The 20,139-nt window shown below is 41.0% G+C and carries 21 protein-coding genes and 1 rRNA gene; 15 read left to right on the top strand and 7 right to left on the bottom strand.

The features are described from left to right. The first annotated feature begins 10 nt into the window (after positions 1–10). A 5S ribosomal RNA gene (gene rrf, locus QMA12_RS20685) occupies positions 11–125 on the top strand. Positions 126–398: 273 nt separating this feature from the next. Here the strand turns inward: rrf and QMA12_RS20690 are convergent. The 5 genes from QMA12_RS20690 to hslR all read right to left on the bottom strand — a co-directional run bounded on the left by QMA12_RS20690 (position 399) and on the right by hslR (position 7,122). Further along, the gene (locus QMA12_RS20690) at positions 399–2,978 is read right to left on the bottom strand and encodes a TonB-dependent receptor (protein ID WP_290211323.1); all 2,580 of its coding nucleotides are present in this window, start codon (positions 2,976–2,978) and stop codon (positions 399–401) included. Continuing rightward, positions 2,917–3,624 carry a TonB-dependent receptor plug domain-containing protein gene (locus QMA12_RS20695; RefSeq protein WP_290211324.1) on the bottom strand — a complete coding sequence of 236 codons (708 nt, stop codon included), beginning with the start codon at positions 3,622–3,624 and terminating at the stop codon, positions 2,917–2,919. The genes QMA12_RS20690 and QMA12_RS20695 overlap by 62 nt, the downstream gene beginning before the upstream one ends. 419 nt (positions 3,625–4,043) lie before the next feature. Continuing rightward, positions 4,044–5,582: a phosphoenolpyruvate carboxykinase gene (locus tag QMA12_RS20700; protein WP_290211325.1), complete on the bottom strand. Its 1,539-nt coding sequence runs from the start codon at positions 5,580–5,582 to the stop codon at positions 4,044–4,046. A gap of 262 nt (positions 5,583–5,844) precedes the next feature. Further along, positions 5,845–6,690 carry an Hsp33 family molecular chaperone HslO gene (gene hslO, locus QMA12_RS20705; protein WP_290211326.1) on the bottom strand — a complete coding sequence of 282 codons (846 nt, stop codon included), beginning with the start codon at positions 6,688–6,690 and terminating at the stop codon, positions 5,845–5,847. A gap of 12 nt (positions 6,691–6,702) precedes the next feature. After that, positions 6,703–7,122, bottom strand: a complete 420-nt coding sequence (gene hslR / locus QMA12_RS20710; protein ID WP_087534405.1) for a ribosome-associated heat shock protein Hsp15 — start codon at positions 7,120–7,122, stop codon at positions 6,703–6,705. A gap of 207 nt (positions 7,123–7,329) precedes the next feature. Here hslR and gspC point away from each other — a divergent pair, with 207 nt between their 5' ends. From gspC to QMA12_RS20775, 13 genes are all read left to right on the top strand, one after another. Beyond that, positions 7,330–8,271: a type II secretion system protein GspC gene (gene gspC / locus QMA12_RS20715; protein WP_290211327.1), complete on the top strand. Its 942-nt coding sequence runs from the start codon at positions 7,330–7,332 to the stop codon at positions 8,269–8,271. A 23-nt stretch (positions 8,272–8,294) separates the two neighbouring features. Then, the gene (gspD, locus tag QMA12_RS20720) at positions 8,295–10,352 is read left to right on the top strand and encodes a type II secretion system secretin GspD (protein ID WP_087534407.1); all 2,058 of its coding nucleotides are present in this window, start codon (positions 8,295–8,297) and stop codon (positions 10,350–10,352) included. Next, positions 10,345–11,904, top strand: coding sequence for a type II secretion system ATPase GspE (gene gspE, locus QMA12_RS20725; RefSeq protein WP_087534428.1), 1,560 nt, complete (start codon positions 10,345–10,347; stop codon positions 11,902–11,904). The genes gspD and gspE overlap by 8 nt, the downstream gene beginning before the upstream one ends. Next, positions 11,904–13,139: a type II secretion system inner membrane protein GspF gene (gspF, locus tag QMA12_RS20730; protein WP_087534408.1), complete on the top strand. Its 1,236-nt coding sequence runs from the start codon at positions 11,904–11,906 to the stop codon at positions 13,137–13,139. The genes gspE and gspF overlap by 1 nt, the downstream gene beginning before the upstream one ends. 72 nt (positions 13,140–13,211) lie before the next feature. Continuing rightward, positions 13,212–13,634, top strand: coding sequence for a type II secretion system major pseudopilin GspG (gspG, locus tag QMA12_RS20735; RefSeq protein ID WP_087534409.1), 423 nt, complete (start codon positions 13,212–13,214; stop codon positions 13,632–13,634). A 46-nt stretch (positions 13,635–13,680) separates the two neighbouring features. Next, on the top strand, positions 13,681–14,283 hold the full coding sequence (locus QMA12_RS20740) for a prepilin-type N-terminal cleavage/methylation domain-containing protein (RefSeq protein WP_087534410.1): 603 nt from the start codon (positions 13,681–13,683) through the stop codon (positions 14,281–14,283). After that, the gene (gspI, locus tag QMA12_RS20745) at positions 14,283–14,657 is read left to right on the top strand and encodes a type II secretion system minor pseudopilin GspI (protein ID WP_087534411.1); all 375 of its coding nucleotides are present in this window, start codon (positions 14,283–14,285) and stop codon (positions 14,655–14,657) included. Before QMA12_RS20740 ends, gspI begins: the two co-directional genes overlap by 1 nt. Beyond that, positions 14,657–15,316 carry a type II secretion system minor pseudopilin GspJ gene (gspJ, locus tag QMA12_RS20750; protein ID WP_290211328.1) on the top strand — a complete coding sequence of 220 codons (660 nt, stop codon included), beginning with the start codon at positions 14,657–14,659 and terminating at the stop codon, positions 15,314–15,316. The genes gspI and gspJ overlap by 1 nt, the downstream gene beginning before the upstream one ends. After that, entirely contained in the window at positions 15,313–16,299 is a 987-nt protein-coding gene (gspK, locus tag QMA12_RS20755) for a type II secretion system minor pseudopilin GspK (RefSeq protein ID WP_290211330.1), read from the top strand. The genes gspJ and gspK overlap by 4 nt, the downstream gene beginning before the upstream one ends. Beyond that, entirely contained in the window at positions 16,296–17,501 is a 1,206-nt protein-coding gene (gspL, locus tag QMA12_RS20760; protein WP_290211331.1) for a type II secretion system protein GspL, read from the top strand. Before gspK ends, gspL begins: the two co-directional genes overlap by 4 nt. Next, on the top strand, positions 17,498–17,971 hold the full coding sequence (locus QMA12_RS20765; RefSeq protein ID WP_290211332.1) for a type II secretion system protein M: 474 nt from the start codon (positions 17,498–17,500) through the stop codon (positions 17,969–17,971). Before gspL ends, QMA12_RS20765 begins: the two co-directional genes overlap by 4 nt. A 2-nt stretch (positions 17,972–17,973) precedes the next feature. Beyond that, positions 17,974–18,732, top strand: coding sequence for a type II secretion system protein N (locus QMA12_RS20770; protein ID WP_290211333.1), 759 nt, complete (start codon positions 17,974–17,976; stop codon positions 18,730–18,732). A gap of 18 nt (positions 18,733–18,750) precedes the next feature. After that, positions 18,751–19,371: a UPF0149 family protein gene (locus QMA12_RS20775; RefSeq protein WP_290211334.1), complete on the top strand. Its 621-nt coding sequence runs from the start codon at positions 18,751–18,753 to the stop codon at positions 19,369–19,371. Position 19,372: 1 nt separating this feature from the next. On the opposite strand, the gene QMA12_RS20780 is transcribed toward QMA12_RS20775, so the two are convergent. Together QMA12_RS20780 and QMA12_RS20785 are read right to left on the bottom strand one after the other, a co-directional pair. Beyond that, positions 19,373–19,576, bottom strand: coding sequence for a hypothetical protein (locus tag QMA12_RS20780; protein ID WP_290211335.1), 204 nt, complete (start codon positions 19,574–19,576; stop codon positions 19,373–19,375). After that, complete coding sequence (locus QMA12_RS20785; protein ID WP_290211336.1) at positions 19,576–19,935, bottom strand: hypothetical protein; 360 nt, start codon at positions 19,933–19,935, stop codon at positions 19,576–19,578. The genes QMA12_RS20780 and QMA12_RS20785 overlap by 1 nt, the downstream gene beginning before the upstream one ends. Before the next feature lie 76 nt (positions 19,936–20,011). Here QMA12_RS20785 and QMA12_RS20790 point away from each other — a divergent pair, with 76 nt between their 5' ends. After that, positions 20,012–20,137 (top strand): hypothetical protein, encoded by a 126-nt coding sequence (locus QMA12_RS20790; RefSeq protein ID WP_290211337.1) that lies wholly within the window; start codon positions 20,012–20,014, stop codon positions 20,135–20,137. Positions 20,138–20,139 lie beyond the last annotated feature (2 nt).

The following is a 20,139-nucleotide window of genomic DNA, read 5'->3' on the forward strand; positions in this document are numbered from 1 at the left end:
ACCAAATTTGCTTGGTGACAATAGCGTTTTGGACCCACCTGATCCCATGCCGAACTCAGTAGTGAAACGAAACAGCGCCGATGATAGTGTAGCATTTGTTATGTGAAAGTAGGTCATCGCCAGGCTCCAAATACAAGAAAGCCCGACTCATTGAGTTGGGCTTTTTTACGTTTGCAGGAAAGTGAAATAGAAAGCGAGTTAGCGAGAGTAAAGCTAGCGAGTTGCACAGCGTCAACCTGACCGCCGTAGCGTGGGTTGAGTATTTGATACCCACGGTTAAAGGGAAGCCACAATCCCTCAGGGCCAACATACACCTTAAAACACCTTACCTTGGCTTGTATTTTAATCTTGAAAAGCTCGCACTCTTTATCAGTGAATGCAAACTCGAACTTTCATATTTAGAATATTGCACGAACGCTTAATGCGTAGCGGCGATCTGTGGTAAAGCTGAGTGCTTCAGTTCTGGTGCCATCTTGGTCTAATTGATACTGGGTTTTTGTTTCGGTATCAAGTAAGTTGCTCGCTTCAAAACCTATTTTCCAATGCTCATTGATTGTGTAATAGAGGCTGGCATCCATCATGCCTGAAGCTTCAGCATAAGCAGGTACATACTCTTCAGATTCACGTAGAGTCAACAGATATTCAGAGCGCCAAGTATAAGCTAGACGAAATGAAATGTTTTCGTACTCATACATACCAATAATATTTAAATTTTGATCCGAATAACCTTGTAGTGGTAAATCGCTAAAGACACGGAAGGTGTTGCGATTATCCGCAATAGGGTTACCGTTTTCATCAAAGCCAAGTGTACCAGCCGATACTTCGTTAGGATCCTCTAAACCGTCTTGGTCTATATAGGTGTAGTTAAACTGTAACCCTAACCCACTTAATGCACCTGGCAACATGTCATAGAATTGAGAATAAGAAAATTCAGCACCACGGATGGTACCTGACCCCGTATTCGCAGGTCCATAAGCTGATACATCGTAGATCTCATTATTATATGTAACGTCTAAATCGAATGCTTTGTTACGAATAATATTACTGAGTTTTTTATTAAATACTCCCACGGTGACATAGCCTGCTGGGGCAAAGTACCATTCAGTTGATAGGTCAAGGTTGATAGACTCCTCAGGCTTCAGGTTTGGATTTCCTGATAAAGCTGTTAGCTCAATATCATCAAGCCCAACTACAGGGTTGTTCGCTTCATCATAGTCGGCGCCTGGGGTTTCTAGTCGGCGAGTATAGTCTAAGTTTAAAATACTGATATTTCTGGCATCTACTAGGCTTGGGTAATACAATGCTTTTGATGCACCAAAGCGTACTACCACATCTTCGCTTACGCCAAAGCTCAAATTTAAACTCGGTAGGATAGTGTTGTAGTCGGTACCGTCAACAGTACTTAATTGAGATTCACCATTGGCAATATCGTAGTAACGCTTATATTCAGCCTGTTGCATTACGTCATTTAATGATGTACCAAGTTCACCACGTTTAATTACTTGTGGCTGCACAAAAGCGCCTGTTGATTGCAATTGATAGTTCACATAACGTAAACCAATATTACCTGTAATTGGAATTGCTAAATCTATAAAATCAAAATCACTGCGAATGTAAAATTCACTACGCTTTTCATTTGTTGAACTGATATTATGGGCTGCAAAAGGGCCTTCGACACGATTATCTTTATCTGCATAGGGGACGTAAGTGCCTGAGCACGTACCATTGTTTGCGGCGCTATTTGTGGCATTATGCCAACCATCCTTACAGCCTTGACGCAAAGAATCTGCGTAGTTTTTAACTAGATCCATGCTAGGGAAAAGAAAGTTGTTCACGCCTCCTTGTAGGACTTGGCCATGGTAGTAATCAGAAAAGTCCACGCGTTCAAATAGTTCAGGGCGGTTAATTGCTGCTGCGGCATTACGGTCTGCTTGTATCCAAGGGGTACCAATTGCCGACCATCCCTCATAGGCTGTATCGCGCACGGTTAGGTCTTTATCTGAGATATAGAAGCCAGCTTTAATGTTTGTAAAATTACCATCAAGCTCATAGTTCATATCAAATTTAAAGCTGTTTGCTGTTGCTGTATTATGCTCTTCTTGTTCCATACCACTGCCTAAAAATAAATTAGGCACTGGACCGTCCCAATCTTCATTTGGCGACCAACCCGCAGTCATTATGTTCTCACTGAGAAACTCAACTGTAGGTCTGTCACCACGCATATCCAGAAAATACGGTGATACGGCATGAACGTGGTTACCTCTAGTTTGGCCTGACATGCTGTAATTATTTACGACCTTTTCCGAGTCTACATGTTGGTAATCAAACTCTAAAGTGAGCCTATCGACTGGTTTTAAAACAAGATTAATTGAGGTATCTTCTACGGTGCTCTCATTGTAGTTCCAACGACTGCGGTAGAAGAAAGGTGTTTCGGGGCTAACGCCAAGTGCAATACCTGATGTGACAAAGCCATCTTCTGTAGTTAATGGGTGGCCATTTTCTGAGTCATCTTGCCAATTTTGAGATGATCCCATAAAGCCTCTAAAGCCCTGTGCGGCCTGTCCTATTTGACGCTCATTCCACTCTAAAGATGCTTTTGAGTTAATATGCTCAAGCGTCGCGACAATTTTTTCATCATCACTTGCCCATTGTAATGAACTTGTGAAGCCGGTTCTTTTACGGTCGTTAGTCGCAGTGCTCATGTGAATTGCTGCGGGAACATACCATACACTTGCAGGTTCTTGCCCTGGCAAAGCTGCGCCGTCTACAGGTGAACTTGGGTCAACGCCGGTGATGCCTCCCCATTGATCAAGCGTAGGTATAAAGGAGTCTCCACGAGAGTGAAAGTTACCTAATCCAACGCCATCACCACGGGTTTTATATTCGGATTGAGATGCTGCAATTAAAAAGCCAAACTTACCAGCACTTGGTTTCCCAATTATCAGAAAAAAGCGCTGAGAGTGAAGGAGTGGTTTCATCGCGAAAATCACTATAGTTTGCTTTGGCGTTAAAAGAGATTATGCGTTCGGTATAGTTAAATGGTTTACGAGTAATTAAGTTCACAGTCCCAGCAACACCACCAGAAATAAGATCGGCTGTTTGGTTTTTCACTACTTCTACGGCGTTGAGTAATTCGGCTGGAAAGTCTTCATAGCTTAAGCCACCATTTGGATTCGCACTGAATGCATCACGGCCATTGACCTCAGATCGCACTCGGTCTAATCCGCGTATTAAAACGCCAGTACCTTCATCAGCATAATGTTTTGGATCACTCGATGATGCAAAGCGTTCAATGGTAACGCCTGGCACACGCTGTAAGGCCTCAGTAACAGATTTATCAGGCAATGCACCAATATCTGATGCGGTTATCACATCTTTTACCGTATCTGCATAACGTTTAAGATTTTGCGCGCTATTGATATTACCTCTGCTCCCTGTTACTTCGATGACTTCAATAGGATCATCTTCATTAATTGACATGACATCGCTGTCATTTTCTTGCGAATTTTGAGCTGAAAGTAATAATGGGCACAAACCTAATATTGCATATGAAACCGCTAAGCTAAGCCGGGTTTTAGTTTGTTTTATATTTTTATTACTGCTACAGGTGACTCGTGTTGACATGGTTTAATTTTTCCGTTTCTTTTTATAATGACCATTAACTTCATAAGTAATTTGATTACCCGAGAAGTTATCCTTTATATCTGACAATAAGACTTAGTATGCCAAATTAGATTACACTCAAATTAACATTTAACTCTCATTTTGAGTAATAAAGTAACATTTAATTTGATATGTATCGTTACTTTTTAACATAAAGAAAAAGAAAGTAAATGTTTTCGCATAAAATATTTTAACTATTAAAAGCTATTGCTTGGATGAGTAAATATATTTTCTAGTAGCATTAGGGCTTAGTGACAAAAGAGCAGTAATAAGGGAAGAAGTTAAATAATTCTGTTTTGATAATGAATAAAAGTATGCTTTATCTGATCAAAAACGCCAGCACGAGGGCTGGCGTTTTAAATACAGATTAAAGCGTAGTATTAAGCTTTAGGACCGGCATTTTTGATTTCATCTGACACATCGTATTTTGCGAAGTTTTCAGTGAAGTCAGCTGCAAGTTTAGCTGCGTACTCAGCGTATTTAGCTTTATCTTCCCATGTATTGATTGGGTTAAGTAGTTCGCTATCAACACCTGGTACAGCAACGGGTACATCTAGGTTTAAAACATCAATATGTTGAGTTTCAACACCAGCCAGTTTACCCGATACAATTGCATCTACAACAGCGCGTGTTGTTGGAATATCAAAACGCTTGCCAGTGCCGTAAGGGCCACCAGTCCAACCTGTGTTTACTAGGTATACTTTAGCGCCAAACTCACGTACACGCTTCATAAGAAGCTCTGCATAAACGCCTGCTGGGCGTGGGAAGAACGGAGCGCCAAAGCAGGTCGAGAAAGTAGATTCAATATCACTCGTTGAGCCAATCTCAGTTGAGCCCACTTTAGCGGTGTAGCCACTTAAGAAGTGAAATGCTGCTGCTTCTTCTGTTAACACAGATACAGGAGGTAATACACCACTAACGTCACATGTTAAAAATACAACTGCTTTTGGTTCACCTGCGCGGTTTTCAACTTTACGCTTTTCAACGTGTTCAAGTGGATACGCTGCGCGACTATTTTGAGTCAGGCTAGTATCGTTAAAGTCAGGTACGCGATTTTCATCAAGTACTACATTCTCTAAGATAGTGCCAAAGCGAATAGCATCCCAAATGACTGGTTCATTTTTTTGCGATAAGTCGATACATTTTGCATAACAGCCGCCTTCGATATTGAAAACACTGCCAGGTGCCCAACCGTGTTCGTCATCACCGATTAAAAAGCGAGTTGGATCTGCAGATAAGGTTGTTTTACCTGTACCTGATAAACCAAAGAATAAAGCAGTGTCGCCAGCTTCGCCTACGTTAGCAGAGCAGTGCATTGGTAATACACCTTTTGCTGGAAGTAGGAAGTTTTGCACAGAGAACATTGATTTTTTCATTTCACCGGCATAACGCATACCTGCTAGCAGCACTTTACGTTGTGCAAAGTTGATAATAACTGTGCCATCACTGTTTGTGCCATCACGCTCTGGGTCACATACAAATGAAGGAACATTCATTACCTGCCACTGGGGTAAATCAGATGCATTATAAGATTTAGGTTCGATAAACATGTTTTTGGCAAAAATATGGTGCCATGCAGTTTCTGTAGTTACAACTACAGGTAAATAGTGCTCAGGATCAGCGCCAACTTCAAGGTGAGAGATGAAGTGGTCATTGCTTTGCACATGTGCTTCTACACGTGCCCATAAAGCGTCAAATTTATCTGCATCGAAAGGGCGGTTTACATTACCCCATTGAATATCATTTTCAGTACTTGGTTCTTGAACAATAAAACGATCTTTTGGAGAGCGACCAGTACGGTGACCAGTTTTTGCAACAAAAGCTCCATTGGCGGCTAAAGTCCCTTCGCCACGACGGATCGCGTGTTCGACAAGTTCAGCTGCAGTTAGATCGACAAAACGAGTAGCGCTTGAAGTCATGTTTATACCTAAATTGTGTGAGATTGAACGGGATAGCTCTGGGGTTCTTTTAACCTTTAAGCTGTTTTTATAGTAACAGATGGATTAGGGATATTCGAGCCTATGAAGCCCCTAAAAACGCATATATTTAGTAAAAAACATGAATAATTTCAATGATACCGGTGTCATAAAAGTCATGAAATTCATGACACCGGTATCAATTTAATGCACAAAAAAACCGCACAGGGTGCGGCTTAAATATTGAACAATTTAATGTGGTGCTTTAGTTAAAAATACTCTTTATATCTTGTTCGGTAAAAATGTAATCTTTTAAACAATAATGGCAGCTAATTTTCACTTCACCATTTGCAGCGGCATCATCAAGTAAAACTTGTTGGCCGACATTAACAAGTGCTGTAATTGTTTTCTCTCTGGTGCAGCCACATTTAAACTTAATTGGCTGGGGCTCATACACACGAGGATTATCTTCATGATATAAGCGAGTAAGTACTGTTGTTGCATCAAGCGTTAATAATTCTTCATCTTTGATGGTATTACTGAGTGCTTCTAAGTGTGTAAAGTCATCAATCGACTTTTCTTTATTAACGGGTAGTACTTGCAGTAATAATCCTGATGCTTTCTCACTGCCCGCTGTCGTGTCTGTTGCAAACCATAGACGAGTTTGTAGCTGCTCTGATTGCGCAAAGTAAGCTTCCAAACATTCAGCTAGGGTTTCGTGTTCTAAAGGGACGATACCTTGATAACGCTCACCTTGGTTGGGTGTAATGGTTAATACCATGACGCCATTGCCAACAAGGTCTTTTATGGTATTGCCTGTTACTTCACTTTGTAAGCGAGCAATCCCCCGCATGTTTTGCTGATCATCACCATTAATAACAGCATATTTAACAGGACCATCGCCTTGTAGTTGCACGGCTATGTCACCTTCAAACTTCAGGGTTGCTGTTAAAAGGCATGTAGCCACTAAAAGCTCGCCTAATAGTTTTTGCACAGCAACAGGGTATTCATGACCTGAGATCATTTCTTGATAGGTTTGCTCTATTTGAACTAGTTCGCCTCTGACGTCTAGTTGATCAAATGTATAACGGTGAAGTAAATCTTGTTGCATGAGTGACATTACCTAACTTGATTTCATTTTTAAAAGTTCGCGTCTTTGTTTTTTATCCGGTTTGCGATCTGGATGCGGGGCAAAGAAGCTATTATTTTTGCGGGCAATACTATTTGCTTCGCGTTTTTCTATACTCGCTTGTGATTCTTCGTATAGGGTTTGTGCAATGGGGGCACCAGCGCGTTTTTCAACTATTTTAAGCACTGTAATGATTTTTTCATCGACCCCTTGGGCTAATTTTATTTGCGCACCCAGCTCAACTATTTTACTAGGCTTAGTCCGCTGACCATTATAATGTACTTTACCGCCTTGCACCATGTCACGAGCAATAGCGCGGGTTTTATAAAAGCGAGCAGCCCATAGCCATTTATCTAAACGGACATTAATTGTTTCATCAGTTGACGTTAAATTACGGGTGTTACTTTTTGACACAATTGTACTCTTTATAAAGCGATTGCTATAAGGCAAAATTTACCATGAAACTAACTGACAAAGAAACAGTCATAGTATTTCTCACTCGTAACCCTAGTTAATTTACCTTGTTTACAAAGTTTAATATTAGTGCGCTTGTTGAATGAAAAATGAAAAGGTACTATAGGCTCGCGATATAGCAGTAAATTAAAATAAGAAATGGCATTTATGGATCAGCAATTACAGCAGCTAAAACAGTATATAGGTAAACTACCTCACGCTAAATTAAGTTGGGTGGTAACACTTTTAGCCGTTGTTTACATTGCCTTTTTAATGGCTAAACTATTTTGGCTTTTATGGCCTGAGCCAGTAAATAAACCTCTTCCTACCAGTTATAATACAGCAACTAATAACCAATTTAAGCGCGTTAATTCTAAGTCTATACTTGACCTACATTTATTTGGTAAAGCCGATGCGGTGGCGAAAAATAAACCAAGTAGGCAAGAGAAAGTTATTAACAATGCTCCAGAAACGCGTTTGAGCATCAACTTAACAGGCATTGTAGCAGTAAGTAATAATGATAAAACTGGTCTTGCTGTTATAGAGTCACAAGGGCAACAGGCTACTTATTTAGTTGAAGATGTTGTAAAAGGTACGCGAGCCAAACTTGCACAAGTACTTCCTGATCGTGTAATTCTGGATGTAAGTGGCCGCTTTGAAACATTAATGTTAGATGGCTTAGACTTTACTAAAACAGTCTCAATGCCTGTATTAGCTGAACGTGAAGCCGATGTTGAGCAAGGCCCTCGAGAGCTTGAAATTGATCAACAAATAGATGCTACAGCAGACGAAGACGTTAAAGAAGCCATTATTGAAACTCGCGATGAGCTATTGCAAGACCCAGGTAAGCTTTTTGATTATATTCGTGTTTCGCAAGCTATGAAAGATGGTGAGCTGATCGGTTATCGATTAAGCCCAGGTAAAGACCCAGCCTTATTTAAGCAAATGGGTTTACAGAATAATGATTTAGCTGTTTCTATCAACGGCTATCAACTATCAGATATGCAACAGGCCATGTCAGCTATTAATGAGCTGCGTAATAGTACCGATGCCAACATTACAATTGAACGTGATGGTGAGCAAATCGATGTGCAATTTAGCCTGCAATAACCTAGCTTTGGAGTTTTAATATAATGGTTAACGTGCTACACCTCAAAAAAATCAGAAAAGGGTTAGCTAAGTACGCAACACTTTTTTTTGCGGCTAGTTTATCTTTATCGGTGTCAGCCGTTGAATATGCTGCAAACTTTAAAGGCACAGATATTAATGAGTTTATTAATATCGTGGGTAAAAACCTAAATAAGACTGTGATCATTGACCCTAATGTGCGTGGCAAAGTAAATGTGCGTAGTTATGAGTTAATGGATGAAGCGCTGTATTATCAGTTTTTCTTAAATGTGTTAGAAGTGTATGGCTATTCAGCTGTAGAAATGGATAACGGCATCATAAAAATAGAAAAAAGCTCAGATGCCAAAAAATCAAACGTACCGTTAATTACTGAAGATAACCAAGCCAGCGGCGATATGATGGTGACTCGTGTAGTACGAGTAAAGAATGTAAGCGTACAAGAGCTAGGTCCATTAGTACGCCAATTTAGCGACCAAAAAGATGGCGGTCATGTTGCCAACTTTAATGCTGCCAACGTTATGATGTTGACCGGTCATGCTGCATCGGTTAACCGTTTAGTTGAAATTATTCGCTCTGTTGACCAAGCCGGTGACAAGCGTGTTGATATTGTAAAGTTGAACTTTGCAACGGCCGATGATGTGGTCTCTGTTGTTGAGAATATTTATAAAGATAGTGGCAAAGGCAGTGTTCCCGAGTTTTTAATCCCCAAAGTAGTTGCTGATGGTCGTACTAATAGCGTTATTGTGAGCGGTGAAGGGCAAGCTAGAAACCGTGCTATAGAATTAATTAAGCGTCTTGATGGCGAGTTACAAAACCAAGGTAACACTAAGGTTATTTACTTAAATTACGCCAACTCTGAGGATTTAGTAAAAGTACTCCAAGGCGTGAGTAAAACCCTTGCTGAGGAAGGTCAGGGGGCTACTAAAACCCGCAGCCGCACTCAAAACGAAACCAGCATTGAAGCACACCCAGATTCAAATTCATTGGTTATTACAGCTCAGCCAGATACTATGCGTTCACTTGAATCTGTTATTGAGCGATTAGATATTCGTCGTGCTCAAGTACTTGTTGAAGCTATTATTGTTGAAGTCATGGAAGCTGATGGTGTTAACTTTGGTTTGCAGTGGATTTCTGAGCAGGGTGGTATGATGCAATTTAATAACGGCACTACAGTTCCTGTTGGTTCATTAGCGGTTGCTGCTGAACAAGCTCGTGACACGACAGTAACTAAAACCATTACAGGTGATAATGCAGAACTTAATGAATTTGATGAAACAGTTGAAGGTGATTTAGGGCCACTCGCTACTTTACTTGGTGGTATTAATGGCCTTGCCATGGGTATTGTCAAAAACGACTGGGGCGCGATTATTCAAGCAGTATCAACAGATACTAACTCAAACATTCTTGCTACGCCTTCTGTTACCACTATGGATAACGAAGAAGCGTCGATGATTGTAGGTCAAGAAGTTCCTATTATTACAGGCTCGCAAACGGGTTCAAATAACTCAAACCCATTCCAAACAGTAGAACGTCAAGAAGTAGGTGTAAAACTTAAAGTTACTCCACAAATTAATGATGGTACAGCAGTACAGCTGACTATTGAGCAAGAAGTATCGGGCGTAAGCGGTACTACGTCAGTTGATATCTCTATCAATAAACGTGCGATTAAAACCACTGTTATGGCCGATGATGGCGGGATGGTGGTACTTGGTGGCTTGATTGACGAAGACGTGCAAGAAAGTGTTTCGAAGGTACCTTTATTAGGTGATATTCCAATTCTTGGTCACTTGTTCCGTTCAACTAATACCAGCAAGCGTAAGCGTAATCTTATTGTATTTATTCGTCCGACGATTATCCGAGATGGCGTTAAAATGAACCAACTTAGCCATTCTAAATATAACTTTATTCGTGGTGAGCAACATAAGCAAAAAGAGGACGGCATTGATTTAATGCCACTGACTGATGCACCTATTTTACCTGAGTGGAATGATGCATTAGTGTTGCCACCAACGTATGAAGAGTATTTAAAACAGCAAAATGCGGATGAGCGCAATAATGACTGAAGCTATTACATCAATAAATGAAGAGCTTGAAACAACACCACACGATAGTGAGCTGTTGACCAGTGATGATTTGGTTGAATTACCCCTTAAGCGTTTGCCATTTTCTTACGCCAGACGCACTGGCGTACTATTAAGCAAAAATGATGATGATTGGGTGGTGTATTATCGTGGTGAGCTTGATATTGATGTTTTACTCGAAGTTCGCCGAATTGCCGGGCATGGTTTTACTCTTGAACAGCTGGAAGACGATAAATTCGAGCTGTTATTAGAAGCTTCATATCAGCGCGATAGCTCAGAAACTCAGCAAATGATGGAAGATATCGGCAACGAAGTTGACTTATTTTCGCTTGCTGAAGAAATGCCACAAACGGAAGACTTACTCGCTGGTGATGATGACGCGCCAATCATAAAATTGATTAACGCGATGCTTAGTGAAGCTATTAAAGAAGGTGCTTCGGATATTCATATTGAGACCTTTGAGCAAGAACTCGTTATTCGTTTTAGGGTTGATGGCGTACTTAAAGAAGTGCTTAAACCTAACCGTAAACTGGCATCGCTGTTAGTCTCACGTATTAAAGTAATGGCCAAGCTTGATATTGCTGAAAAGCGTATCCCGCAAGATGGTCGTATAAGTTTACGTATTGCAGGACGAGCGGTAGATGTCCGGGTATCAACTATGCCATCAAGTTTTGGTGAGCGAGTGGTATTACGTCTACTGGATAAAAATAATGCGCGTTTAAATCTTGAAGATTTAGGTATGACGCTACGAAATCGTGAGCTGTTTTCTGACTTGATCAGTAAACCTCACGGTATCATATTGGTGACCGGTCCAACCGGTTCTGGTAAAAGTACCACGCTTTATGCAGGTATGAGTCAAATAAACTCTCGTGATCGCAATATTCTAACCGTAGAAGATCCAATCGAGTATGAAATCCCCGGGATTGGTCAAACCCAAGTTAACGCAAAAGTGAATATGACTTTTGCTCGCGGCCTACGCGCAATTTTACGCCAAGATCCCGATGTGGTAATGGTTGGTGAAATACGTGATTTAGAAACGGCGCAAATTGGTGTGCAAGCTTCACTGACCGGTCACTTAGTAATGTCTACGCTGCATACTAACACCGCAGCCGGTGCTATATCTCGTATGGAAGACATGGGCGTAGAGCCATTCTTATTATCATCGTCGTTACTGGGTGTGCTTTCGCAGCGCTTAGTCCGCACTTTATGTGATAGTTGTAAAGAAGCGCATGTTGCCGACGAACGTGAATGTGAGCTACTTGGTGTAGCAAACGATAATCCGCCAACAATTTATCGTGCGATGGGTTGTGAAGAGTGCAACTTTAATGGTTACCGTGGCCGTACAGGTATTCACGAGCTATTGGTGGTTGATGAAACCGTACGAGAGCTTGTTCACAGTGGTAAAGGCGAACAGAGTGTTGAAAAGTATATTCGCAAACATACCCCGAGTATTCGTCAAGATGGCTGTAGTCGCGTATTAGCAGGTAAGACTACTCTGGAAGAAGTATTACGTGTTACCCGTGAGGAAGGCTAATGGCTGCGTTTGAGTACCGTGCTTTAGATGGCCGCGGAAAAGAGAAAAAAGGCATTTTAGAAGCTGATACAGCAAAACAAATACGTCAATCTTTACGTGAGCAAGGGCTTACTCCGCTGGAGGTTGTTCCGGCAGCTGAAGGTGATAAACAAGTCAAAGGGGCGAAAAAGTCTGCTTTTGGCGGTTTGTTTAAATCTAAAATTTCTACGTCGGATTTAGCACTTATTACCCGCCAGCTTGCAACGCTTATTCAATCTGCATTGCCAGTTGAAGGTGCCGTTATGGCGGTGGCGGAGCAATGTGAGAAGCCGCGCTTAAAACGTATGCTGATGTCTGTGCGTTCAAAAGTTGTTGAAGGTTACACTTTAGCTGACGGTATGTCAGAGTTTCCTCATGTATTTGATAACTTATATCGAGCCATGGTGGCGGCTGGAGAAAAATCGGGTCACTTAGATGCCGTACTAAACCGTTTAGCTGATTACACAGAGCAACGCCAACATATGCGCAGTCAAATTACGCAAGCCATGGTATATCCTGTGATCTTAGTGATTTTTGCCATTGGTATCGTTTCTGTTTTATTAGGTACTGTGGTGCCTAAAATTCTTAAAACATTTGAAAAATCAAAACAGGTATTACCTTGGACTACCGAGTGGGTAATGGCTGCCAGTAACTTTGTGCAGAATTATTGGCTGATCTCATTGGTAGTGATCACCATACTCGCAATCTCTATAAAACATGCGTTGAAGCAACCTAAGATTCGCTTTTGGTATGATTCCAAAATTTTAATAATGCCAGGCATAGGTAAAGTGGCGCGTAGCATAAACACAGCGCGTTTTGCTCGTACTCTAAGTATTTTATCTTCAAGCTCGGTACCTTTACTTGAGGGCATGCGAATTTCGGGTGGGGTACTGGTTAATGAAAAAATCAAAAAGTCGGTGGGCGATGCTGCAACACGCGTGAGTGAAGGGGCAAGCTTACGCGCGTCTTTACAAGAAACGAAATTGTTTCCGCCTATGATGCTGCATATGATTGCCAGTGGCGAAAAATCCGGTGAGCTTGAGCAAATGCTAGAGCGTGCTGCAAACAATCAGGATCGTGAATTTGAGACCATGGTAAATGTCTCGCTAAAACTCTTAGAGCCTGCGATGATAGCGTCTATGGCGGTGATAGTCCTGTTTATCGTAATGGCAATTTTACAACCAATTATGGCAATGAATAAAGCAATCGGGCTTTAACAGTTTCAAGGATTTGTAGCAGCAATATGTGTTGTTACAGTGATTAATTAATAAGAAAATAGAGGTACATACGTGAATAAACAATCAGGTTTCTCATTACTCGAAGTTATGGTGGTACTGGTTATTATTGGCATGATCATGTCAATCGTGGCACCGAATATTATGGGGCAACAAGAAGAGGCAGCTATCGATAAAGCGCATTTAGATATTCAACAGCTTGAAGATGCGATGAGCCTTTATAAACTAAAAAATAAAGCTTACTTAAGCACAGAGCAAGGTCTTGAAGGTTTAGTTAATCAAACTAGCATTGAGCCTGTTCCACGTCGCTTCCCTGAAGGTGGGTTTATTTCTAAATTACCAGAAGATCCATGGGGTAATCCGTATCAGTTAATTAGCCCAGGAGAAATTGGTAAAATTGATATTTTTTCAATGGGTCCTGATGGCGAAGCCGGTACTGATGATGACATCGGTAACTGGGATGAAGAAAAGCAATAATGAAGCATTCAAGCAAGGCGCAAACTAAAAAACAGCGCGGTTTATTATGATAATAAATCGGGCATCTTTGCGCCATGCTAAGCCACGCTCTGTTATAAAAGGGTTTAGCTTAATAGAGATTTTAGTGGTATTGGTGGTCATCGCCTTTGCCACCAAAATGGTGGTATACAGTCTTGATGGCGGGGCGGAAGACGCCTTAGAAAAACAAGCATTGAGACTGCATACCACCATTAACATGGCATCTGAATTTGCCATACTGAACCAGGTTGAATTAGGTTTTCACGTAGATGAAGACATCTTTGAATTTTTAGTATTTGATGGTGAAAAGTGGATCACCTTCGACCGCGAAAAGTTGTTTGAACCGCTTACCATCACGGAAGACTTTAAACTAACCCTAAATTTAGAAGATTTAGCTTGGGCACAAGAAAACCTATTAGAGCAATCTAATTGGCGCGAGCTTATGAGTTCAGGCGATGATGAAAGCCTATTAGAGTTAAAAAAGCTTAAAATACCACAAGTACTCATTTTATCGTCAGGAGAAATCAGCGCGTTTCAGTTGACGCTTGAGCTAGAGGAGCAAAGAGAGCCTGTTTACTTCATTGAAGGTGAATTTTTAGCTCCTGTAAACCTACGTAGAGAGCCTGAATAATGCAAAGCGTTAAAGGGTTTACCTTACTCGAAGTGATGGTTGCATTGAGTATTTGTGCGCTCGCTGGTATTGCTGCTATGCAAGCGACGGGTGAGCACATTAATCATTTATCAAGCCTTGAAGAACAGACTTATGCCTCTTGGGTTGCTGAAAACGTCATGGTTGAACAGCGCGCAAAAGGGAAAAAGTGGCAAGGCAAAAATGGTCAAAAGGGCACTGAAAATATGGCTGGTATCGACTGGTATTGGCGTCAAGATGTGGTTGCAACCGCTGATAAAAGCTTTGTTAAAGTGACCATCAATGTATTTACCGATGAAAAGTTAGAGCACTCAGTGTATGAGTTATCGAGCTATTTAAATAAAGGCGGTAAATAGTGAAACAACGTGGTTTTACACTGCTAGAGGTAATGGTAGCACTGGGCATTTTAGCTTTTGTAGTATTAGCGACTCATCAAATTTTAGACTCGACAACTAAAGCTAAAGAAGCATCGGATGAAAAAATAGCTGAACTTAATGGTTTACAGACTACCTTTAGATTAATGGATCAAGACTTTAGTCAGATGACAAAACGTGAAGTGCGCAATCAATCTGGCGATATTCAAGAAAGTTATATTTTAGCGGGGCGTTACACGCTTGATAGTCAATATGATGGTATTGGCTTTGTTCGTGATGGTTGGATTAATCCGATTAACTTACTTCCTCGCTCTGAACTACAAGCCGTTGGCTATAGAGTTATCGACGATAAGCTCGAACGTGTGTATCGTGTTTATGTCGATCAGCTTGATAATACAGAGCCGCGTGCGCAAGTTATTTTAGACGATATTGAAGACCTTAAGTTTGAATTTTTAGATGACAAAAATGAATGGCAAGAGCAGTGGCAAATAAAAGCATTGCCTAAAGCGGTTGCGGTGACAATTCAGCAAATCGAAGAAGAGCCGATTAAGCGGATTTTTTTAGTCCCAGGTGATGGGAAGGTTGCGACATCTTCTACGCAAACACCAGGAAACGGCCAAAATCTAGGTGATGACTCATGAACAGTAAGTCGTCACGCGGAGCTGCCTTAGTCATTGTTTTATTCATCGTTGCGCTGGCTTCTATTCTGGCTGTAGAAATGAGCGCAAATTTGATGGTGCAAGTACAGCGTAGTACTAACATTCAAGGCCATCAACAAGCTAAGTGGTATGCTTATGCTGCTGAAGAGCTAGCCATCAAAGCTTTACAGCAAAGTAAGAAAGACGACCCAGATAAAACCACGCTGCAACAAATTTGGGCACAACAGGGTGATATTCCATACCCTGTTGATAATGGTACCCTACAAGGTAATATTACTGATTTACAGGCGTGTTTAAATTTAAATGCGCTAAGAGCGAAAGCGCCGGCAAATGGTAAAACAAAAACCAACCCTGCGCATAAAGCGTTATTGGCATTACTTGAAAATATTGAAGCTCTCCCCTCTGATGAATCCGAAGAAACCATGGCAGATAGTGTCTATGATTGGCTGGATAAAGACAATATTACTTACCGTTCAGGGGCTGAAGAAGATGAATACTCATCACGAGATTTTCCGTACTTAACTGCTAATAATTACTTTGCTTCGACCTCGGAGTTACGTTTAATTCGAGGGTTTAATCCACTGGTTATGGAAAAAATATTACCCTTTGTATGTGTTATACCTGGCAGCGAGCTACTAGCGATTAATGTCAACACATTAGACCCAGAGCATGCGCTTTTATTAAGTGCGCTGATTGATGGCTTGGAAGAGTCTGGCGCGCAAAGTGTGCTCTCAGCTCGCCCTGAAGAAGGTTTTAGTGATATAGAAGAATTTTTTGAACAGATAAATCAACAAGGCGCAAAAAATGTGAAGTCCGTTGAAGATTTGTTCACTATTAATAGCGAATATTTTAAACTACAGGCGCAGGCTGAATTTGTAGAACTGCGTTTTTCGATGACCACTTTACTGCAAGCCAAAAATGGCGAAGTAACTATACTGGCGCGAAAATTTGGAGGCGTACAGTGACAGAAACACTCTTGATCCGCACGGGTCAAACCCAACAAGATTGTATTCATTGGTTGGTTTACTCGCCATTAGAACAAGAAATAATTGCCAGTGGCGAACTGCCTAATGCTGAGCAATTAACAGAGTTAACCGATAAAGCACAAAGCCGTGAAGTTGTGGTTTTGTTACCAAGTGATCAAGTGCAGTTAAAAACAGTTGAGCTTCCTACTAAATGGAACCGAAAACTGGAGCAAGCATTGCCTTACATGCTTGAAGAAGACATTGCATGTGATGTTGATGATTTGTTTATTGCTATTGGTGAACCAACAATAGTTGGTGAAAAACACGCAATTAATGTCGCAATGACAGATCGAGAGTGGTTTGAAAGCTGGCTTGGAGTTTTTGCTGAGCAAGATATTGAAGTATTTACTCTCTTACCAGATGCATTATTACTGCCAACCGCAGAGCAAGGCATCAGCGCAATTGAGCTAAAAGGACAATGGCTTTGTAAGTTTGGACAATGGCACATTAGTGCTGTAGAGCAATCATGGTTGGCAGAGTATCTAGCTGCACTGGGTAATCCTGATATTGCACATTACAGCCCAGCAAGTAACTTTCCTGATGGGGTGAACCTTGATGCGCAAACTTCTGCTTACGACTTACCGCTTGCATTATTTGCTAAGCAATTACCCGATACCAAGTTTAACCTGCGTCAAGGCGAGTATCAATTAAAGAAAAAAACCGCACTTTGGTGGGGTTATTGGAAAGGTGCGGCTATTGCTGCCAGCATTGCATTAGTGAGCTCTGTATTAATTAAAGGGTTTGAGCTACATCAGCTTACTAGCGACCTTGAGGTGGCAAAATCACAAGTGGTAGAACGCTATAAAAATGCATTTCCGGGAAAAACAGTACGACCCCATCTAATTAAAAGCCAAATCAACGGCGAGCTAGCTAAATTAGAGGGCGGCAGTAGCGCAGGCTTTTTAGACTTAACCAGTGAGCTGGTTACTGTGTTTAGCCAGGTGCAAGACTTCACTCCTGAAACGCTACGCTATGACCAGCGCCGTAATGAATTAAGAATTCGTGCTCGTGGTAAAGATTTTCAAACCTTTGGTAAAGTGAAGTCAATTTTAGAGCAACGAGGCTTAACGGTTGATCAAGGCTCGTTAAACAACGACGGTGATTTTGTAGTTGGTGAATTAAAACTAGGAGGTGCAGCATGAAGCAACAACTAGTGAAGTATTGGCGCTCACTGAAAGAGCAAGAGCAGCAATTGGTGATGATTGCTGGTGGTATTTTTGTTATTTTTGTTTTGGTTATGGGTATCTTTAGGCCGCTTAATAATGCCATTGCCAAAGCGCAGCAGGACCAAGTAAAGCAACAAGAGCTTTTGACTTGGGTTGATAGCAGCATTGTTCGATTAAAAGCAGCTGGCAGTCGCTCTGTTGTAAGCAATAAAAACTTAAGCCAAATAGTTAATGCTACACGTGGCCGCTTTGGTATCACAATTAGCAAAATGCAGCCTAACGATAACTCATTACGTTTAACAATAGACTCAGTGCAATTTAATAAGTTAGTACAGTGGCTTGATGAGATTGTTTACAAAGAAGGTGTACAGATTGAGAATTTAGATCTCAGCCGTGATGATAAGCAAGGTTATGTACGCGTAAGCCGACTGGTATTAGAGAAGTAATAATGAAAAAAACAGCGTTTCTTATAATTCTATTTATTATTAGCTTTATTGTATTTGCAGTAATAAAAACACCTGCAGCAGTTGCTATCAATTTAGCGAGTGGTTATTTACCGAAAGATCTAAAACTAGGTCAAGCTTCTGGCAGTGTGTGGCAAGGTCGTATCATGCAGCTGCACTATCAAGGTGAGCAAATTAATAACCTAAGTTGGGATATCTCTGGATGGGCCCTTTTTACTGGGCAACTAACCGGAAACCTTAAATTTGGTAATGTTCGTGATACGGCTGATATTTCTGGTCGTGGAGATTTTAACTATGGCTTATTCGATCAAACGGTTTCACTTACCGACACAACACTTAGGTTGAGTGTAGAGCGAGCAATGGATCGCTTGCAACTACCTCTGCCAGTCAAAGCGAAGGGCAGAGTAATCGTTGACCTAGATGAGTATAGATCGGGCGTTCCTTATTGTGATACGCTAAACGGTGAAATCGCCAGCCCTAATATTGACGTTCAAGGTTTATCCGGTTGGTTTAGTATTGGCCCACTCAGCGGTCGATTGAGCTGTAAATCAGGTGATGTTGCAGTATTAGTTGATCCAGATAATCGTCTAGGTTTAGAAGCCGATGCCGTATTAAAAGCGAATTTAGACTTTAAAGTTGCAGGATTTATTAAACCGGATGCAACACTGCCGAAAGAAGTGCATGATGCAGCTAAGTTTTTAGGTCGCGCTGATAGAGATGGACGCTATCCGCTAAATTTTTAATGTTATATTGAGTTTTTCATGCAAATACCCGCATTTACACCAGAGCACGCACAACAGTTAAGTACATTTTTGGCCAGCCATGGTCAAGCAATGACACTACCACAAAGCCAAGGCTACTTGTTTGCAGTGATTTGTTCACCTGAGCCACTAGACGTTCACCAATGGCTTGAAGTGATAGTCCCAGACACACAAGGTCAACTTGATGAACAAGTGTTGTTTGCATTTATGGGGCTATACCACCAAATAAGTGAACAAGTTTATGAAACTGGTTTTAAGCTACCAGTCACGTTAAAACATCATGCTGATAGTGACAGCTACCTAGATCTTGATGAATGCCAAATGTGGTGTCAGGGTTTTATTCAGGGCGCACAAGAATACTACATCAAACTGAGCCAAGCGCCGGCTTTAGATGCGAACTTGTTAGAGGCTTTACAAACTGCGTATGCAAGCTTAGGTTTTTTCGCTCTGGATGCACAAGTGATGACTACTATTGCTGAGAATAATAGTATAACTGACGTACAGCTAGCGCAAAGCCAGTATGAACTTATGGGCGATTTTGCATTAGGATTTGCTGAGCTAATAGAAATAATCGCTGTTCACAGCGGTTTATATAGTGAAGAAGATGAGAGTTGGAGCTAGGTTAACCTAGCTCTAATACTATTTCAGTGCAGCCTTTAGCACACCTAGCAACCCCTTGGCCAGGTTTAGGGGTTTTTAGATCTAAAGTTAAAACTCCTTGGCACTTTTCGCATTTTACGGTTTGCCCTTTCGCCAGTCTTTTCAATAAATTCTTATGTTGATTAAACGAATCACTGCTTTTTTTTGTTAAGGCTGAAAAGTCCACTATTTGCCTCTACGTTCGGCTAATGATTCTGCTGCAATTTTACATACTGTGTTTAAGCGGTCTTCGTAAAAATAAAGATTAAGATCCTTACTGCGGCAGTATCGAGTATGGAACAGTTGTAATTGCTCATCTGTCTGCATGGTTTCTTCTAAGTACTCAAGCTCAGACTCTGATAATGACAGTGCTGATTTAATTCTATTTCTAGCCATATTTGCAGCTGGGCCGCGATTAATATTGCTTGCACTGCTTAAAATACCGACACCTTCGCCGAGTAGTTTTTCTCTGGGTTCTTTTATCATTGGGTGGTCAATGGTAAAGAGCGCGAGTACGACAATAACAAGAAAAAGAAATTTTTTCATAGTTGACTTTGATCTGAACGGGTAAGAGTTGAGCAACAGTGTAATAAAATGCACCTTTATAAAGCAAGTGACTAAGATGAATAAATTATTAGCAATGAAACTCAGCTTTTTTGAACAGACTTGGTATAATGCTACAGAGCGATTAGATTTTTCAGAAATCTCTGAACGTTACTTGCGTACGTTTAGTTTTGCACTACCATAACA

Source organism: Pseudoalteromonas sp. APC 3893, from assembly GCF_030408095.1.
Lineage (GTDB): Bacteria > Pseudomonadota > Gammaproteobacteria > Enterobacterales > Alteromonadaceae > Pseudoalteromonas.

Bases quoted from the DNA above. Each gene is read 5' to 3' on its own strand.
- gspD (WP_087534407.1), top strand. From the start codon at position 8,295: ATGGTTAACGTGCTACACCTCAAAAAAATCAGAAAAGGGTTAGCTAAG.
- QMA12_RS20785 (WP_290211336.1), bottom strand. From the start codon at position 19,935: ATGAAAAAATTTCTTTTTCTTGTTATTGTCGTACTCGCGCTCTTTACC.
- gspE (WP_087534428.1), top strand. From the start codon at position 10,345: ATGACTGAAGCTATTACATCAATAAATGAAGAGCTTGAAACAACACCA.
- gspC (WP_290211327.1), top strand. From the start codon at position 7,330: ATGGATCAGCAATTACAGCAGCTAAAACAGTATATAGGTAAACTACCT.
- gspK (WP_290211330.1), top strand. From the start codon at position 15,313: ATGAACAGTAAGTCGTCACGCGGAGCTGCCTTAGTCATTGTTTTATTC.
- QMA12_RS20700 (WP_290211325.1), bottom strand. From the start codon at position 5,582: ATGACTTCAAGCGCTACTCGTTTTGTCGATCTAACTGCAGCTGAACTT.
- gspI (WP_087534411.1), top strand. From the start codon at position 14,283: ATGCAAAGCGTTAAAGGGTTTACCTTACTCGAAGTGATGGTTGCATTG.
- gspF (WP_087534408.1), top strand. From the start codon at position 11,904: ATGGCTGCGTTTGAGTACCGTGCTTTAGATGGCCGCGGAAAAGAGAAA.
- QMA12_RS20740 (WP_087534410.1), top strand. From the start codon at position 13,681: ATGATAATAAATCGGGCATCTTTGCGCCATGCTAAGCCACGCTCTGTT.
- QMA12_RS20790 (WP_290211337.1), top strand. From the start codon at position 20,012: ATGAATAAATTATTAGCAATGAAACTCAGCTTTTTTGAACAGACTTGG.
- hslO (WP_290211326.1), bottom strand. From the start codon at position 6,690: ATGCAACAAGATTTACTTCACCGTTATACATTTGATCAACTAGACGTC.
- QMA12_RS20775 (WP_290211334.1), top strand. From the start codon at position 18,751: ATGCAAATACCCGCATTTACACCAGAGCACGCACAACAGTTAAGTACA.
- QMA12_RS20695 (WP_290211324.1), bottom strand. From the start codon at position 3,624: ATGTCAACACGAGTCACCTGTAGCAGTAATAAAAATATAAAACAAACT.
- QMA12_RS20765 (WP_290211332.1), top strand. From the start codon at position 17,498: ATGAAGCAACAACTAGTGAAGTATTGGCGCTCACTGAAAGAGCAAGAG.
- QMA12_RS20690 (WP_290211323.1), bottom strand. From the start codon at position 2,978: ATGAAACCACTCCTTCACTCTCAGCGCTTTTTTCTGATAATTGGGAAA.
- QMA12_RS20770 (WP_290211333.1), top strand. From the start codon at position 17,974: ATGAAAAAAACAGCGTTTCTTATAATTCTATTTATTATTAGCTTTATT.